This is a genomic window from Rhodanobacter sp. C03, assembly GCF_002001175.1.
Classification (GTDB): Bacteria; Pseudomonadota; Gammaproteobacteria; order Xanthomonadales; family Rhodanobacteraceae; genus Rhodanobacter.
Map to the genome: position 1 here is coordinate 635292 of NZ_MUNT01000001.1, position 16110 is coordinate 651401.

13 protein-coding genes are annotated in these 16110 nt (G+C 64.3%); 9 read left to right on the forward strand and 4 right to left on the reverse strand.

What is annotated here, in order from left to right:
* The first annotated feature begins 16 nt into the window (after positions 1-16).
* From B0E48_RS02685 to B0E48_RS02695, 3 genes are all read left to right on the forward strand, one after another.
* Positions 17-1798: an ATP-binding protein gene (locus B0E48_RS02685; protein WP_077515874.1), complete on the forward strand. Its 1782-nt coding sequence runs from the start codon at positions 17-19 to the stop codon at positions 1796-1798.
* 7 nt (positions 1799-1805) lie between these two features.
* On the forward strand, positions 1806-2252 hold the full coding sequence (locus B0E48_RS02690; protein WP_077515875.1) for a response regulator: 447 nt from the start codon (positions 1806-1808) through the stop codon (positions 2250-2252).
* A 115-nt stretch (positions 2253-2367) separates the two neighbouring features.
* Positions 2368-3906 carry a response regulator gene (locus B0E48_RS02695; protein WP_077515876.1) on the forward strand — a complete coding sequence of 513 codons (1539 nt, stop codon included), beginning with the start codon at positions 2368-2370 and terminating at the stop codon, positions 3904-3906.
* Positions 3907-3993: 87 nt separating this feature from the next.
* Here B0E48_RS02695 and B0E48_RS02700 read toward each other — a convergent pair whose 3' ends face one another.
* Both B0E48_RS02700 and B0E48_RS02705 read right to left on the reverse strand, forming a co-directional pair.
* Complete coding sequence (locus B0E48_RS02700) at positions 3994-5388, reverse strand: sigma-54 dependent transcriptional regulator (protein WP_077515877.1); 1395 nt, start codon at positions 5386-5388, stop codon at positions 3994-3996.
* A gap of 56 nt (positions 5389-5444) precedes the next feature.
* Positions 5445-7097 (reverse strand): ATP-binding protein, encoded by a 1653-nt coding sequence (locus tag B0E48_RS02705; RefSeq protein ID WP_077515878.1) that lies wholly within the window; start codon positions 7095-7097, stop codon positions 5445-5447.
* A 284-nt stretch (positions 7098-7381) separates the two neighbouring features.
* Here B0E48_RS02705 and sucC point away from each other — a divergent pair, with 284 nt between their 5' ends.
* The 3 genes from sucC to B0E48_RS02720 all read left to right on the forward strand — a co-directional run bounded on the left by sucC (position 7382) and on the right by B0E48_RS02720 (position 11137).
* Positions 7382-8545: an ADP-forming succinate--CoA ligase subunit beta gene (gene sucC, locus B0E48_RS02710; RefSeq protein ID WP_077515879.1), complete on the forward strand. Its 1164-nt coding sequence runs from the start codon at positions 7382-7384 to the stop codon at positions 8543-8545.
* Between the two features lie 11 nt (positions 8546-8556).
* Complete coding sequence (gene sucD, locus B0E48_RS02715) at positions 8557-9429, forward strand: succinate--CoA ligase subunit alpha (RefSeq protein ID WP_077515880.1); 873 nt, start codon at positions 8557-8559, stop codon at positions 9427-9429.
* A gap of 76 nt (positions 9430-9505) precedes the next feature.
* Entirely contained in the window at positions 9506-11137 is a 1632-nt protein-coding gene (locus B0E48_RS02720; RefSeq protein ID WP_077515881.1) for an NAD+ synthase, read from the forward strand.
* A gap of 129 nt (positions 11138-11266) precedes the next feature.
* Here B0E48_RS02720 and yedA read toward each other — a convergent pair whose 3' ends face one another.
* The gene (gene yedA / locus B0E48_RS02725; RefSeq protein WP_077515882.1) at positions 11267-12175 is read right to left on the reverse strand and encodes a drug/metabolite exporter YedA; all 909 of its coding nucleotides are present in this window, start codon (positions 12173-12175) and stop codon (positions 11267-11269) included.
* 261 nt (positions 12176-12436) lie between these two features.
* On the reverse strand, positions 12437-12715 hold the full coding sequence (locus B0E48_RS02730) for a hypothetical protein (protein ID WP_077515883.1): 279 nt from the start codon (positions 12713-12715) through the stop codon (positions 12437-12439).
* A gap of 78 nt (positions 12716-12793) precedes the next feature.
* Between B0E48_RS02730 and B0E48_RS02735 the strand changes: the two genes are divergently transcribed.
* The 3 genes from B0E48_RS02735 (at position 12794) to cysN (ending at position 16024) form a co-directional block, all read left to right on the forward strand.
* Positions 12794-13144 carry a Rieske 2Fe-2S domain-containing protein gene (locus B0E48_RS02735; RefSeq protein ID WP_077515884.1) on the forward strand — a complete coding sequence of 117 codons (351 nt, stop codon included), beginning with the start codon at positions 12794-12796 and terminating at the stop codon, positions 13142-13144.
* Between the two features lie 70 nt (positions 13145-13214).
* A complete protein-coding gene (cysD, locus tag B0E48_RS02740; protein ID WP_077515885.1) occupies positions 13215-14135 on the forward strand; it encodes a sulfate adenylyltransferase subunit CysD in 921 nt (306 codons plus the stop codon).
* The gene (gene cysN / locus B0E48_RS02745; RefSeq protein WP_077515886.1) at positions 14135-16024 is read left to right on the forward strand and encodes a sulfate adenylyltransferase subunit CysN; all 1890 of its coding nucleotides are present in this window, start codon (positions 14135-14137) and stop codon (positions 16022-16024) included. Before cysD ends, cysN begins: the two co-directional genes overlap by 1 nt.
* The last annotated feature ends 86 nt before the right edge of the window (positions 16025-16110 follow it).

Sequence of the window (16110 nt, forward strand, 5' to 3'; positions counted from 1 at the left end):
CAATGCGTCATTTCACATGAAAATCACGGATATCACGAACTGGCGTGTGGGCGGCTTGCTGTTTGCGATGCTGATCATCGTCGGCTTGCCGTATGTGGTCACCCTGGCCAATACGCGTGATAGCCAGACGGCCACGGGATGGGTGGCTCATTCAAACGCGATAAAAGCGCTGACCTTTCAGATCGCCTACGAGATGCGCAGCAGCGAGGCCGCAAGCTACCGGTTGCTGGTCGGTGACGGCAATGAACTGACCCGCAAGCGCGCGAATCAAGCCAGCGGCGAAGTGCCATCCATGCTGCGCCAGTTGCGCGTGATGACGCGTGACAATCCCGATCAGCAGATCCAGATCGGTGCGCTGGAGACCGATATCAATGGCCGCATGGCCCTGATGAATCAGGCGTTGTCACGGCTGCAGCAAGCCGATGCGCCCGGCGCCCGGCAGTCACTGCGGGATGCCGGCGACTTGTTCAAGATGAACACGCAGGTCAGCGCCATCGTGCAGAACGAGGACAACCTGCTGCAGGTTCGTCAGAAGGCTGCCGGGCAAAAGGCCATGAACGGCCGTATCGTGTTGAGCGTGACGGCGCTGGCGCAGCTGCTGCTGCTGGCCATCATCGTGATCGCGTCCGAGCGGCAGATCGGCCGGCGCGAGGTGGCCGAGACTCGCGAAAACCGGGCGGTGCAACGTTCGCAGTTGATCCTGCAGGCGGTGCGCGAACCGATCGCGTTGTTCGACGGGAATCTTCACAGCCTGCTGGTGAATACGGCCTTCAGCGAGCTGTACGGGCTGGATCCGCAGCAGCGTGCGCAACCGCTGGCACAGATGGGTGAGGGCGCCTGGAGCGATAGCGCCCTGCTGCAACGGCTCACCGATGTATTGCTGCGCGATCGCGAGTTGTGGGACTACGACATGATCCAGCGCACGGTCGATGGAGTCGATCGGCACGTGGTGATCAATGCGCGCCGCCTGCAGCAAAGGGAAACCGATGCGCCCGCGTTGCTGCTGACCGTGAGCGATGTCACTGTGCGTGCGCTGGCCGAGCAGAAAGTCAACGAGCTCAACCGCCAGCTCGAGGGCAAGGTGACGCAGATTTCCGACGTCAACCGTGAGCTGGAGGCATTCAGCTATTCGGTCTCTCACGATCTGCGCGCGCCGCTGCGCCATATCGCGGGATTTTCACGCAAGCTCGAGCATCATCTGGCCGAGCATGTCGACGTCAAGGCGGCTCACTATCTTGAGGTGATCTCGGGTTCGGCGCAGCGCATGGCCGTGCTGATTGATGATCTGCTGGTGTTCTCGCGGCTCGGCCGTGGCGCGCTGCGCCTGCAGGCGGTGGACATGCAGTCGCTGGTCGATGAAGCACGTGGCTTGGCCGAATCGGGGGTGCAGGAGCGACGCATCATATGGACTGTAGCGCCGTTGCCGATGGTGATCGGCGACGAGAACATGCTGCGCACAGTGTGGCAAAACCTGCTCGGCAACGCGGTCAAGTACACCGGTCACTGCGAAGTGGCTCGCATCGAGGTGAGCACGCAGCAGGGCCGCAATGGCGATTACGAATTCACCGTGGCCGACAATGGTGCGGGCTTCGACATGCAATATGCCGACAAGTTGTTCGGTGTATTCCAGCGGCTGCATCGTGCCTCGGAGTTTCCCGGCAACGGCATCGGTCTGGCCAATGTGAGGCGCATCGTAGTCCGTCATGGTGGGCGCGTCTGGGCCGATGCCGAGCTCGGGAAGGGTGCCCGTTTCCATTTTTCGCTGCCGGCCACCGATCTGGCCGGGGCACATAACTGAGACCGATATGATCAAGAAAGAGCTGCGTACCATCTTGCTGGTTGAAGACAGCCGGGCCGATGCAGAAATGGCGATCGACGCGCTGAACGAAGCGCACCTGGTCAATCCGGTCGTACATGTGGAAGACGGTGTGGACTGTCTGGACTATCTTTATTCGCGTGGGGCGTGGGCCACGCGCGAGCCCGGCGATCCGGCGGTGGTACTGCTGGATATCAAGATGCCGCGCATGAACGGGCTCGACGTATTGACCCACATGCGTGAAGACGAACGGATGCGACGGATTCCGGTAGTGATCCTGTCGTCCTCACGCGAGGAAAGCGATCTGGCGCGTAGCTGGGATCTGGGCGCCAATGCGTATGTGATCAAGCCGGTTGACGTAGATCAGTTCTTCGAGGCGGTACGCACCTTGGGGCAGTTCTGGGCGGTGCTGAATCAGGCGCCCGAGAAGGATTGAAAAGGTTGCGAGGCAGGGGGCGAGCAGCGCAGGTGCGGCTCGCGACAGGTGCACACCGCCAGTGCAGGCCAGTGAAGTCGTGAGAATTACCATGCCAAACCGGCAGCTTCGTATCATGTCGACCATTCGTGTGCTGCAAGTCGAGGATAGTCAGCTCGATGCCGAGCTGGTGCTGGCCGAACTCGACAGCGATGGCATCGTCTACGAAGTGCAACTGGTCGACGATGAGGCGCGTTTCGTCGCGGCACTGGACGAGTTCAAGCCGCACATCGTGTTGTCCGATCTGAGCATGCCCGGCTTTTCCGGTGACCATGCGCTCAAGCTGTTGCGTCAACGTGACGAGGAATTGCCGTTCATCTTCATCTCCGCCACGCAGGGTGAAGACGCGGCGATCGAGGCGTTACGCAATGGCGCCACCGATTACATTCTCAAGCAGAATCCAGCCCGGCTGGCCAGCGCGGTACGTCGTGCGCTCACCGAAGTCGAGGCGCGCAAGGCCAATCGTCGCGCCGAGGCGGAACTGATCCGCGCGCAGCGCTTCGAGAGCCTGGCGATGCTCGCCGGTGGCCTCAGCCACGATCTGCGCAACCTGTTGCAGCCGTTGCTGCTGGCCGGCGACAGCCTGCAGGATTACCAGGACGACCCACGCCTGGCACGGCTGGGAAAACTGGTGCGCGATTGCGGCAAGCGCGGTCTGGACATGGTGCACTCGATGCTGTCGTTCGCGCGTGGTGCGCGCCGCGCGGAGCAGGTGCGGCTGGGTTCGTTGTTCAGCGCGTTCGACCTGCTGATGCAGGGCAGCGTGCCGCGCTCGGTGACGATGGAGCTGGCGATCGACGACCCGGAGTTGTCGTTCGAAGGCAATCACACCGAACTGCAGCAGTGCCTGCTCAACCTGTGCCTGAATGCGATCCAGGCAATGCCCGATGGCGGCAACCTGCGCATCGAAACCTCGCAGATCCAGCTGGCGGCGGACTTCTTCCTGCCGGAAGAACAGCGGCGACTGGGCCACTACCTGCGCATCAGCGTGATCGACAGCGGCCCCGGCATGGATCAGGTGGTACTGGAACATCTGTTCGAGCCGTTCTTCACCACCAAGGAAGCCGGCACCGGACTGGGCTTGTTGTCGTGCAAGCGCATCGTCGGCAGTCACGGCGGCGTGATGCGGGTGGACAGCGCGCCGGGTCGCGGCACCCGTTTCGATCTGTATATCCCGCTGGAGGAGCTGGTTGCTGACGGTGACTCACTGGATGAGCAGGACAGCCTGGAAGGCGCCGCCGAACGCGTGCTGATCGTGGTGGAAGAGGCCGGCCAGCTGTCGCTGCTGGCCGACACGCTGGATGCCTACGGCTATCAGGCGCATGCCAGCCAGAGCGGTACCGCGGCGTTGCAATGGATCGAGGCCGGCGGTTTGCCTGATCTGGTGGTGCTGGATGCGGACATGAACCTGTTCACCGGCGTGCGCACGCTGGCCGCGCTGATCGAACAGGGCTACACCGGCGCCGTGATCCTCCTGGCGCGTCCCGGTGCACCACCGGATCTGCACGAATTGCCTGCGCTGGCGCATCTGTACGTGATCGACAAACCGGTCACTACCCAGGTGCTGTTGCGCACGCTGCGCAAGGCGCTGGCGGCTGCCAGTGGCGGGGGCTGAGTCGGTGCCGTCGACGTGCTCCGGTAGGCGACACCGTCGCTGCGAGGAAAGCCGGCCCACATGGGGCCGGGTACAGCCGGTTGCGCCTCAGTCGATGCCGAGTTTCTTCAGCTTGTAGCGCAGCGCGCGGAAGGTGATGCCGAGTTTTCGTGCGGCGGCGGTCTTGTTGTAACGCGATTCTTCCAGCGCCTTGACGATGGCGGTGCGCTCGATATTGCTGATGTAGTCGTCGAGGCCGCCGTCGGCGCCGGCGGCGGCTGATGGCGCCGGTTGGGCCTCGTGGCTGGATGCCGGCACCTCCGCACTGACTGCGCGCGCACTGCGCTGCGGCAGCATCAGATCGGGAGCGTCGATGCTGCTGCCATCGCACATCGCCATCGCGCGCTCGAGGATGTTTTCCAGCTCGCGCACGTTGCCGGGGAAGTCATATGCGTCCAGCGCCTCGCGTGCCGCCGGCGACAACTGGCCGACGCTGTCGCCGCTCTTGCCGGACAGTGCCTGCAGGATGAACGCGGACAATTGCGGCACGTCGCCGCGGCGCTCGCGCAGCGGAGGCACGCGCAGCTCGATCACGTTGATGCGGTAGAACAGGTCCTGGCGGAACTGGCCCTGCTCGACCAGTTGGCCGAGGTTCTTGTGGGTGGCGGACAGGATGCGCACATCCACCGGAATTTCGTCGCGACCACCGATCGGGCGCACCGCTTTTTCCTGGATCGCGCGCAGCAGCTTTACCTGCATGTGCAGCGGCAGTTCGGCGACTTCGTCGAGAAACAGCGTGCCACCCTGGGCGGCCTGGAACAGGCCTGCCTTGTCGGCGCCGGCGCCGGTGAAACTGCCCTTGCGATGACCGAAGAATTCGCTTTCCATCAGCTCGGACGGAATCGCGCCGCAGTTGACAGGCACGAATGGACCGCTTGCGCGCGGACCCTGTTCGTGGATCAGCCGGGCCACCAGTTCCTTGCCCACGCCGGATTCGCCAGCGATGTAGACCGGTGCCTGGTTGCGTGCGAGCTTGCCGATGGTGGCGCGCACCTGCTGCATCGCCGGCGAGGTGCCAATCAGGCGTTCGCTGGAATCGCCGATCTTCGCCGCGCCGCCGCCGGTGCGTTTCTCCTCGGCCAGCCGCAGGGCAGTGCGTACCAGGCCGCGCAGCATCTGGATGTCGACCGGCTTGGAGACGAAGTCGAATGCGCCCGCCTTCAGCGCGTTCACCGCGGCATCGACGTTGCCGTAGGCGGTGATCATCGCCACCGGCATGTCCGGGTGGTTCGCGGCGATCAGCTCGATGACTTCCTGGCCGTTGCCGTCGGGTAGCCGCATGTCGGTGAAGCACAGGTCGTAGCTGCGCTCGGCCAGTGCGCGGCGCGCTTCGCCCACGGTGCCTACGGCGTCGACCTGCAGATCCATCCGACCCAGCGTGATGGTCAGCAGTTCGCGGATGTCGCGTTCATCGTCGATGACCAGAACGGTCTGTGCAGTCATGGGCTTCTTTGGTAGGACAGGGAATACTCTGCAGGTTACTAGGGCAGGCCAAAAGGTCAACGCGTGGAGGTGTGAATGGCCTCCAGCGGGTCCGACGCGGCCGGGCTGCGCGCCGGTGGCGTCAGCACCAGCCGGAAGCAGCTGCCGCCGCCGGCCACACGGACATACTCCAACGCCGCCTGGTTGGCCTCGCTCATCTGCCGGGCCAGGTACAGGCCCAGGCCGGTGCCGTATTCGTGGGTGGTGTAGAACGGCTCGAAAATCTGCGCGGCCACCTTCGGCGCGATGCCGGGGCCGCGGTCGATCACTTCGAGGATCGGCACGCCGTGCTCGCCCTGCCGGGTCACCACCATCACCCGCGCCGGTTCACCGGGCAGGCGGCCGTAGCGCAGCGCGTTCTGCACCAGGTTCCACAACACTTGCTGCAATTGCTGTGGATCGGCCACGGCCGCGACCGGTGCGCCGTTGCTGGCGATCGCGCGCAGCGAATCGATGCCGAGGTCGTTGCCCTGGCTGTATTCCTCGACGAAGGCCTGGGTCCAGCGACCGAGATCCAGTGTTTCCGGCCGCGAGCGTTCGCGCCGGGACAGTTGCAGGATGTTTTCGATGATCTCGTTGAGCCGGATGCAATGGTTGTTGATGATCTCGACCATGCGCTGGTCAGTGGCATCCATGCTTTGCGATTCGGCCAGCAGTTGTGCCGAGTAGCGGATCGCCGCCAGCGGATTGCGGATCTCGTGCGCGATCGAGGCGGATAGCCGACCGAGCGAGCTCAGGGTGAGTTCTTCCGCCCGGCGCGACAGCAGCGAGGTGTCATCGAGAAATATCAGCACGTGCGAATCGTCGTTCGGTGCCAGCCGGGTAAAGCGCGGCACCACCTCGGGCACGCCATCGGCGAGCTGGGTGGCGGTCTCGTCCAGTTTTCCGGAGGTCATCCAGTGATACAGCCGGCGCGACAGTTCCGGCGCCAGCTGGCCCAGGTCGCGCTGGTCGGCGCCGGGGTTGCCCAGCAACATCCAGGCCGATTCGTTGATCTGGTGGATGCGGTTGGCGTCGTCGACCAGCAGCACGCCGGTCTTCATGCGGCGGATGATCAGCTCGTTGATCTGCGACAGGTTGGCCAGGTCGCTGCTGCGCTGCTCGACCAGCGCCTCGGTGGCGCGCAGTTGCCGACCCAGCACATGGCACAGCGTGGTGCTGGCGAAATAGGCCAGGCCGAACAGCGCCGCCTCCAGCAGATCGCGATCGCCGGGATTGTCCGACGTGCCGAAGGCGGTATGGCCAAGGACGCCCAGCGTGGCCAGTGCCGCGAAGAAGCTGGACAGCCGCAACGGCAGGATCAGCGCGCCGGCGCTCAGGTTCACCGCCAGCATCATCGCAATGCCGATGCGCGCATCGTGCATGGCGGTAATCGCCAGCACGGCGGCGAGGATGTCCACCGCCAGCGTCACCGACACGGCCATGTTGACGTAGGCCATGCTGCGCCGGTTGAACAGCAGCGCAACCAAGGCAAACAGCAGGTAGCCGGCGGCTACGCTGTGGGCGAGACCGGGCGAAGCCAGCTTGGGCCAGCCCAATCCGGTCGGACTGAAGGCCAGGCCAATGTAGACCAGCGCCTGCACCAGCCGGAACGTGTTGAGGAAGGTCAGCTCGTGGCGGATCGTCGCGGTACCCGTGGGGGTAGCGGAGAAGGGTGGCGCACTGGACACGTGGCGGGCACTCCATGGCGGTTCCGGACGAGTATAGACGGGCTGATTGGCGTTGGAACGGCGCGCCGGGGCGCATCAGGCCTGGTTGCCGGGGCGGCTTGGCACGTTGCCCTTTTCATTACCGCCCGCTTCCGCGAAAATAGGCGGCCGTGTTGCGCGGTTTTGCCGGTTCACCGGCATGCGCACTGCATTCGGCAGCGCGTCACTCCGCCGTCCGACCTTCCTGACCCACGTCGTGTCCAAGCGTGCGGCCGCCATGTTTTCCCGTTCGCTCGAGGTATCGAATGAATTTCCACGAATACCAGGCCAAAGAACTGTTCGCGCAGTACGGCATCGCCGTACCGCCGGGCAAGATCGCCAACTCTCCCGACGCCGCCGTCGACGCCGCCAAGCACCTTGGTGGCTCGCAGTGGATGGTCAAGGCGCAGATCCATGCCGGAGGCCGCGGCAAGTCCGGCGGCGTGAAGTTCTGCCGCAGCTTTGATGAAGTGCGCGCTGCTGCCAAGGGCATGCTCGGCACCCACATGGAGACCTACCAGTCCGCCGGCCGTGCGTTGCCGGTGAACCTGGTGCTGGTCACCGACGCCACCAATATCGCCAAGGAACTGTACCTGTCGATCCTGGTCGACCGCGACAGCAAGTCCGTCTCGTTCATCGCCTCCAAGCACGGCGGCGTGGACATCGAGCAGGTCGCGAAAGAGACGCCGGAAGACATCCACACCATCGTGATCGACTTCGTCGAGGGCCTGCAGCCGTACCAGTGCCGCCAGCTCGGTTTCGCGATGGATCTGAACGGCAAGCAGGTCAACCAGCTGACCAAGATCATGCTGGGCCTGTACAAGCTGTTCAACGAGAAGGATCTGGCCCTGGTCGAGCTGAACCCGCTCGCCGTGCTGGAAGACGGCAACCTCGCCGCGCTCGACGGCAAGGTCAACTCCGACGACAACGCCGAGTTCCGTCATCCGGATCTGGCTGCGATGCGCGACCTGAGCCAGGAAGATGCCGCCGAAGCCGCGGCGGTGCAGTACAACCTCAACTACGTGACGATGGACGGCTCGATCGGCTGCATGGTCAACGGCGCCGGTCTGGCGATGGCCACGATGGACGTGATCAAGCTGGCAGGCGGCGAGCCGGCCAACTTCCTCGACGTCGGCGGTGGCGCCACCAAGGAACGCGTCACCGAGGCGTTCAAGCTGATCCTGTCCTCGGACAAGGTGCGCTGCATCCTGGTCAACATCTTCGGTGGCATCGTGCGCTGCGACCTGATCGCCGAGGGCATCATCGCCGCGGTCAAGGAAGTGGGCCTGAAGATCCCCGTGGTGGTGCGCCTGCAGGGCACCAATGTCGATCAGGGCCGCGAACTGCTGGCCAATTCCGGCCTGGCGATCACGCCGGCCGACGATCTCAACGACGCGGCGCAGAAAGCCGTGGCTGCGGCCAAGGTTTAAGGAGCAATCGAATGAGCGTTCTCGTCAATAAAAACACCAAGGTGCTGGTGCAGGGCTTCACCGGCCAGCAGGGCACCTTCCATGCACAGCAGTGCCTCGACTACGGCACCAAGGTCGTCGGCGGCGTGACCCCGGGCAAGGGCGGTTCCGAGCATATCGGCCTGCCGGTCTTCAATTCGGTCGATGAAGCAGTCCTCGAGACTGGCGCCGACGCGTCGGTGATCTTCGTGCCGCCGCCGTTCGCGGCTGACTCGATCCTGGAAGCGATCGATGCCGGTATCAAGGTGATCGTGGCGATCACCGAAGGCATCCCGGTACTCGACATGCTGCGCGTGAAGAACGTGCTGCAGCAGCATCCGGAGATCGTGCTGATCGGGCCGAACTGCCCCGGCATCATCACCCCGGGCGAGTGCAAGATCGGCATCATGCCGGGTCACATCCACATGCCGGGCAAGGTCGGCATCGTCTCGCGCTCCGGCACGCTGACCTATGAAGCGGTGTTCCAGACCACCAACGAAGGCCTGGGCCAGAGCACGGTCATCGGCATCGGCGGCGACCCGATCAACGGCCTGAACTTCATCGACTGCCTGAAGCTGTTCCAGGACGATGCACAGACCCAGGGCATCATCATGGTCGGCGAGATCGGCGGCTCGGCCGAGGAAGACGCGGCTGAGTTCATTGCCGAGTACGTGACCAAGCCAGTAGTGTCGTTCATCGCCGGTGCTTCGGCGCCTCCGGGCAAGCGCATGGGCCATGCCGGTGCGATCATCTCCGGCGGCAAGGGCACGGCGGAAGCCAAGTTCGCCGCACTGGAGAAGGCTGGCGTCACCACGGTGAAATCGCCGGCTGATCTGGGCAAGGCACTCGCGAAGCTGATGAAGTAAGTCGGCGCTGGCGCGCTAAAATGCGAAGGCCGCGACCCCTCAGGGTTGCGGCCTTCGTCATTTCTGGAGCAGGACCATGGCAAGGCTGCGGCTGGCGCTGGCCCAACACGATTTTCCGGTGGGTGCGGTAGCGGCGAATGCCGCAAAGGTGGGCGACCTGATCGCGCAGGCGTGCAGCGGTGGTGCCGCGCTCGTGGTGTTTCCGGAGCTGACTTTGAGCGGTTATCCGCCGGAGGATCTGCTGCTGCGCCCGAGTTTCCTGGCTGCCTGCGACAGCGAATTGACCGCACTGGCCGCTGCCACCAATGGCGTCGCTGCGCTGGTCGGTCATCCGCACAGCGAGGGCGAGGTGTACAACGCCGCCAGCCTGCTGCGCGGTGGCCGGGTCGAGGTCACCGCGCACAAGCAGGCCTTGCCCAATTACGGCGTGTTTGACGACAAGCGCTATTTCCGCCCGGGTCATGCGACGGTTACCGCGGTGATCGATGGCGTCTGCATCGGGCTATTGATCTGCGAGGACGTGTGGCGCCCCGAACCGGCAGAGCAGGCCGCGACGGCCGGCGCCGAGCTGATCGTGGTGATCAACGCGTCGCCATGGGACGACGCCAAGCAGGCTGAACGTGAAGCCGTGCTGGTCGCGCGCGCGCGCGAAACTGGCTGTGCGATCGTCTATCTCAACCTGGTCGGTGGCCAGGACGAGGTGGTCTACGACGGCGCTTCGCTGCTGGTCAACGGTGACGGTTCGATCGCGGCACGCGCACCGGCTTTCGTCGATGTGCTGCTGTGGGCCGAGTTCGATCCGATAACTCGCACCTTGCACGCCGAAGACTGGCCGGTGCCTGCAGATGCCTGCATCGAAGCCACGCTGTACGCGGCCCTGGTGCGCGGCACCCGCGACTACATCGACAAGAACAGTTTCGGCGGTGTACTGCTCGGCTTGTCCGGTGGCATTGATTCGGCGCTGACGCTCGCGCTGGCAGTTGATGCATTGGGCGCCGAACGTGTCACCGCGGTGATGATGCCGACGCGCTATACCTCGCAGCTGTCGCTGGATGGCGCGCGCGCGCAGGCGATAAGGCTCGGCGTGGACTATCACGTGATCTCGATCGAGGCGACTTATGAGTCGTTCGTCAATGCGCTGACCCCCGCATTTTCCGGAAAGCCAGCCGATACCACCGAAGAAAATCTGCAGTCGCGCACCCGCGGCGTGATGCTGATGGCGCTCAGCAACAAGCACGGCCGCCTGTTGCTGGCGACCGGCAACAAGAGCGAGATGGCGGTGGGTTACGCCACGCTGTATGGCGACATGTGCGGTGCCTACGCGCCGTTGAAGGACGTCTACAAGACCGTGGTGTACAAGCTGTCGCGCTGGCGCAATGCGCAGGCGGCGCGGACCGGCGAAGTCGACATGATTCCCGCTGCGGTGATCGAGCGCCCGCCCTCCGCCGAGTTGCGTGACAACCAGACCGATCAGGATTCGCTGCCACCGTACGACGAGCTGGATGCGATCCTCGAGCGATTCATCGAAGGCGAGCAGTCACAGGCGGAAATCGCCGCGCAGGGCTTTCACGTCGACACCGTGCGGCGGGTGGTGCGGCTGGTGCTGCTGAACGAGTTCAAACGCCGACAGTCGGCACCAGGACCGCGCGTGACCACGCGGGCATTCGGTCGCGAGCGGCGTTATCCGATCACGTCCGGCTGGCGCTGAACGCCGTTCCCTCTGTAGGAGCGACTTCAGTCGCGATGCTCTTCGCGACACACCGCGGCACACCGGCTAGAGGCATCGCGGCTGAAGCCGCTCCTACGAGAGCGACCCGAGCCTCCGCTTCCCCGGCAGTCAGTGCGCCCGTTTCTGTTTCGCCAAGGTGATCACCAGCACACCGAGCAGGATGATCGCCATCCCGGCGAGATCGTACGGGCCGACGTGCTCACCTGCCAGCAGCACGCCGAACAGCACGGCCACCGGCGGGTTGACGTAGGCGTAGCTGGTGGCCAGCGCCGGTCGCGCACGCTTCAGTACATACAGGTACGCACTGAACGCGATGAGTGAGCCGAACACGGCCAGATAGACCACGGCCAGGGTGGCGCGCATGGTCGGATGTGCCGGCAATTGCTCGCCACTGGCAAAGCCGAAGATCAGCAGGGCGATGCTGGCGCAGAGCATCTGCGCGGCGGTGTTCATCGGCCCTGGTGGCATTTCCCGGCGACGGCTCCAGGCCGAGCCGAACGCCCAGCACATCGCGGCGACCAGCAGTGCCATCGCGCCAAGCCGTGAGCCGGACAGGCTGCTACCCAGATTCAACACGATCACGCCGGCGAAGCCGATCGCCAGGCCGATGCTCTCGCGCCGGTTCGGCCACTCGCCATACATGCCGGAAAACAGCGCGGCGAACAGCGGCATGCTGGCCACCGCCACCGCGGCGATGCCGGAGCTCACCCGCTCTTCCGCAAAACAGACCAGACCGTTGCCGAAGCCGAGCAGCAGCAAGCCGGTAAACGCCGCATTGCGCCATTGCAGCCACGTCGGCGGCGCCATCCCGCGCAGCCGCAAAAAGCCATACAACGCCACGCCCGCACACAGGAAGCGCACGCCGGCGAGCAGGAACGGCGGGTAGCTTTCCAGGGCGTAACGGATGCCCAGATAAGTCGAGCCCCAGATCACGTATAGCGCGAACAGCGCCACGGGAATAAGTACGTGGGGATCACTCAGGCGATGCGGCGTGTTGGCCGCAGGGTGGTTGGACATGAGGGCGGATCGTGTGGGGACGGCGCATTATCCGTGAGCGCACGCCCGTTGTCCGCAAGGGCCAGTCGTGTCTTGGAAGAAGCGCAGCATATCCTCCTTCGGTCGTGCGCGAACGACGCGTGGAAGCGACTTCAGTCGCGATGCTCTTGCTGGTCTTCCAAAAAAGCTATCGCGACTGAGGTCGCCCCCACAAAGAGCATCGCGCACAGAACCTGCCCCGGACTCGATCCGGGGATGCGCTCCTACAGGAGGATCATGCGCTCAATGCGCGACGGGACGGCCCTGCCGTTGGATCACCACGAACTCGCCTTCCAGCACATCAGGCTGATGCGCGGCACGTGCTGCGGCGGGCCTGGCCGGGTTGCGCGCATGCTTCCACTGGCGCCAGGCCAGCAGCAAGCTGCCGCCGACCAGCAACACGCCCGCCACAACGAGGCCGAACACCAGCAGCACGCCGATCAGTGCCACACCGATCAGCAGCGACAGCGCGCGGACCAGCGGATGACGGGAACGGCGCATGGAGGGCATGGAGACGTGCATGTGTTAAAAATCCGTGTGGTAAAATCAACGACTTACGCGTGTAACGATGGGGCCATCCAGCCCCCGAGGCAAGTGCCGATGGATATAGTTACCCCCGCCCAGCCGTTATGCCGGCTGGATGCAATTCCCGATGGCGGCGCTACCGCCGTCGACGCCATGCTGGCCGATGGCGAGGAGAGCCTGATCCTGTTGCGGCACGGCGAACAGGTGCATGGTTATCTCAACGTCTGCCCGCATACGGGACGCCGGCTGGACTATGCGCCGGGCAAGTTTCTGCTGAAGAACGACACGCTGATCTGCGCCGTGCATGGCGCCACCTTCAATCAAGGCGATGGGCTGTGCATCGCCGGGCCTTGCCGCGGCGAACATCTGCGGGAGGTTGCCGTGCAGGTGGTGGACGATGTCGTTCACCTGTCTGTTGGCATGTAGCTGTCGAGCAGGCCATTACGCAAATCGCACGGCCCCGACTAGAATCCGGACGGATATCAACGGCAGCAACATGACCAACTTCGATACGCTTGCGCACACATCGCACCTGAATCAGCTGGAATCGGAAAGCATCCACATCCTGCGCGAGGTGGCGGCGGAATTCCGCAACCCGGTGATGATGTACTCGATCGGCAAGGACTCCTCGGTGCTGCTGCACCTGCTGCAGAAGGCGTTCTATCCGGCGCCGCCGCCGATCCCGCTGCTGCATGTGGACACGACGTGGAAATTCCGCGAGATGATCGCGTTCCGCGATCGCCGTGCGCAGGAAACCGGCTGCCGGCTGATCGTGCATATCAATCAGGATGGCGTGGCGCAGGGCATCGGCCCGTTCACCCACGGCGCGACCGTGCATACCGACGTGATGAAGACCCAGGCGCTGAAGCAGGCACTGGACAAGTACCAGTTCGATGCCGCGATCGGCGGCGCACGCCGCGACGAGGAGAAGTCGCGTGCGAAGGAACGCGTGTTCTCGTTCCGCAACGCGCAGCATCGCTGGGATCCGAAGAGCCAGCGGCCGGAACTGTGGAACCTCTACAACGCACGCATCGCCAAGGGCGAGAGCGTGCGTGTATTCCCGCTGTCGAACTGGACCGAGCTGGATATCTGGCTGTACATCTACCGCGAAAAGATCGAGGTGCCGTCGCTGTACCTCGCCGCCGAGCGGCCGGTGGTCGAGCGCGATGGCACGCTGATCATGGTCGACGACGAGCGCATGCCGCTGCGCCCGGGCGAGGTCCCGCAAATGCGCAAGGTGCGTTTCCGCACGCTGGGTTGCTATCCGCTCACCGGCGCGATCGAGTCCGAGGCCGATACGCTGCCGGCAGTCATCCAGGAAATGCTGGTGGCGCGCACCTCCGAGCGTCAGGGCCGGGTGATCGACCAAGATCCGTCCGCGTCGATGGAGAAGAAGAAGCAGGAGGGTTATTTCTGATGCGCACGGAGCATGACGCGGGCACGGCGATCGACGCCTACCTGCAGCAGCACGAAACCAAGAGCCTGCTGCGCTTCATCACCTGCGGCAGCGTGGACGACGGCAAGAGCACCCTGCTCGGGCGCCTGCTGTACGACAGCAAGCTGCTGTTCGACGACCAGCTGGCGGCGCTGAAAGGCGACAGCCTGCGCCACGGCACGCAGAACGGTGAGCTGGATTTCGCCTTGCTGGTCGACGGCCTCTCCGCCGAGCGCGAGCAGGGCATCACCATCGATGTTGCCTACCGCTTCTTCAGCACCGAGCGGCGCAAATTCATCGTGGCGGATTGTCCCGGGCATGAGCAGTACACGCGCAACATGGCTACCGGTGCTTCCACCGCCGACCTCGCGGTGGTGCTGGTCGACGCGCGCAAGGGCCTGCTGACGCAGACGCGCCGGCATACCTATATCTGCGCGCTGCTCGGCATCCGCCATGTGCTGCTGGCGGTGAACAAGATGGACCTGATCGATTACTCCGAGGACGTGTTCCGTTCGATCGAGACGGATTATCGCGAGCTGGCCGACTCGATGGGCATCGCGCAGGTCAGCGCGGTGCCGCTGTCGGCGTTGCGCGGCGAGAATGTCAGCAGCCGTTCGGATCGCATCGGCTGGTACGACGGACCCAGCCTGCTGGAGCGTCTGGAGACGGTGCAGGTCGCGCATGTGGTCGACGATGTCGGCTTCCGCCTGCCGGTACAATGGGTATGCCGGCCCGATCAGAACTTCCGCGGCTATGCAGGCCACGTTGTCGCCGGTTGCATTGCGCCGGGCGATGAAGTGGTGGTGCTGCCGAGTGGCGTCCGTTCGCGGGTGGCGCGCATCGTCACGGCCGATGGCGATCTGCCGCGTGCCAGCCTTGGCGCTGCGATCACGCTGACGCTGACCGACGAGCGCGACATCAGTCGTGGCGATGTCATCGTCGCGGCCGCGCAACCACCGCAGGTAGCCGACCAGTTCGCCGCGCACCTGCTGTGGATGGGCGAGGCGCCGCTGCTGCCGGGGCGATCCTACTGGCTGAAGATCGGCACACGCACCGTGAGTGCGCAGGTCACCGAGATCAAGCACAAGGTCGACGTCAACACGCAGGAGCCGCTGGCCGCCAAACGGCTGGAGTTGAACGAAGTCGGTTACTGCAACCTCAGTCTCGATCACGCCATTGCGTTCGAGTCGTATGAGCACTGCCGCGAGATGGGTGCGTTCATCCTGATCGATCGGCAGAGCAACAACACGGTGGCAGCGGGCACGTTGAACTTCGCCCTGCGTCGCGCCGACAACATCCATTGGCAACATATGGATGTCGATCGCACCGCGCGTGCACGGATCAAGGGTCAGGCGCCGGCCTGCCTGTGGTTCACCGGCCTGTCCGGCTCCGGCAAGTCGACCGTGGCCAACCTGGTGGAAAAGCGCCTGCACGCATTGGGTTATCACACCTGCATGCTGGACGGCGACAACGTGCGGCATGGGCTCAACCGCGATCTGGGTTTCACCGACGAGGATCGCGTCGAGAACATCCGCCGCGTGGCCGAGGTGGCCAAGCTGATGGTGGAGGCCGGCCTGATCGTGCTGGTTTCCTTCATCAGCCCGTTCCGCAGCGAGCGGCGCATGGCGCGCGAACTGTTCGCCGAAGGCGAGTTCCGGGAAGTCTTCGTGGACACGCCGCTGGCGATCTGCGAGCAGCGCGACGTCAAGGGGCTTTACGCGAAGGCGCGTGCCGGCGAGATCAGGAACTTCACCGGCATTGATTCACCGTACGAGCGACCCGAGCAGCCCGAAGTGCATCTGGAGACGGTCAACCACACGGTGGAGGCATTGGCCGAACAGGTGACCGCGGTGCTTATCGGGCATCGCTGAGTGACCAGCGTACTGACTCGCCAGGTTGAACCCCTGACGTAGTTCAGCCACTGCTTCCGTTGCCGAGGCCCCACAACAGAAACCCC